A 1383-nucleotide genomic window follows, 5' to 3' on the forward strand; every position below is an offset into this window, starting at 1 on the left:
TTAAGCCTAAGGGATCATATTTATTTTTTAGTACATTTCCTTTAGGATTTCTTACTTCTATGGTTCTATTATAGATATCATAGAAGTATCTTTTTTCTCCCTCTTGGCTTTTTTCTTTTATGGTGTTTCCTTGGTTGTCGTATTCGTATGTTATGGTATCTTCTTTCCTTGTTTTGGTGTTTATCTTTTGTAATTTTGTTAATATATTCTTATTGTCATAATAATAACCATTTGTAGAATAGGTAATTTTCAATAATACAATAATAAAGTAGTGGACAATAATGCTTTATCCACTACTTTTGTAAAAGATTTTTATTTAGTAAAGTTATTTAAGTAAATCTGGATTAATAATTAACTGCTTTTCTACATTGTAAGCTATTCCACTGATAGTTGTTATACCAAATCTTCCTATAATTTCTGGTTTATGATCTAATGGAGTTCCATCCTCTTTACAATAATAATTTGGTTTAATCCCCGGAATACCTGATTTTAAAAAACCATAATCTAGTTTTCTTTCATATTCAGTAATTGGAATATTTCCAACATTAAAAAATAATCCCCTATTCCAATAACCAATATCTACTATTGATGGATTAATCAAAAGATTTGAGTAATCAGCACTAAATTCTTCTATTGATAATTTATTCGTCTTTTTCTTAAATATAAATACTAAATGACTCCCATGTATGAAAGAGTCCTTTTCATGATTTATATTAGCCTTTAGAACTCTCCCAAAAAAATATATATTTTCTCTAGGACTCAAAACAAATACATCTCCATCTTTTATTTTGGGTNTAGCCTTTAGAACTCTCCCAAAAAAATATATATTTTCTCTAGGACTCAAAACAAATACATCTCCATCTTTTATTTTGGGTCTAGTTCTTTTTATTATTTTCAATTGATATTCTTTTGGATCCATATTCCTTAAAGTATCTAATTGTTTTTTTATTTCATCTGGTTGTTCAGCATATAATTTTTCCCATTCATCTGCTAATGGATTACCTTTTTCCTCATATACCATCAAAATTCACCATCCTCATCTAAATTTTCAAGAAATTCTTGTGCCCATTTCATGGCTTGATTATAATGTCTATGTGAAGGTCTAATACTATTTATTTTATTCAACAAATTTGCAGGGCCTTTTTCTATATAATATTGTTCAATAGCTCTTGCTTGATTTCGTGTAAGCCCATCATATTGTTTTTCTAACATATCAAAGCCTTTACCTTTATAATTATGTTGGTATAACCTTTTTCTCAAATCTTGTTTTGTTATTCCTGTATATACTGCTTTGTCATCTTGAATCCCATAATATACTTTATAATTAGCTTTCCCTTTATTCAACCATTTAAAGAAATCATCCGAATTACTTGTTCCTTTACT

Annotated in this window: 3 protein-coding genes; all 3 read right to left on the bottom strand. The window is 27.6% G+C overall.

Translation table 11 applies throughout. The annotated features are described in order from the left end of the window. Window positions 1-253 (bottom strand): hypothetical protein (locus OM90_RS12965; RefSeq protein ID WP_160323691.1); only part of this gene is annotated, 253 nt, incomplete at its 3' end. 72 nt (window positions 254-325) lie between these two features. Further along, window positions 326-1021, bottom strand: coding sequence for an immunity 26/phosphotriesterase HocA family protein (locus tag OM90_RS12190; RefSeq protein WP_058487114.1), 696 nt, complete (start codon window positions 1019-1021; stop codon window positions 326-328). Next, window positions 1021-1383, bottom strand: a 363-nt coding sequence (locus OM90_RS12970) for a hypothetical protein (protein WP_207643876.1), incomplete at its 5' end; no start/stop codon positions are given. The genes OM90_RS12190 and OM90_RS12970, both read right to left, overlap by 1 nt.

The sequence above is a fragment of the Defluviitalea phaphyphila genome (assembly GCF_001466305.1).
In the GTDB taxonomy this organism is placed as follows: domain Bacteria; phylum Bacillota; class Clostridia; order Lachnospirales; family Defluviitaleaceae; genus Defluviitalea_A; species Defluviitalea_A phaphyphila.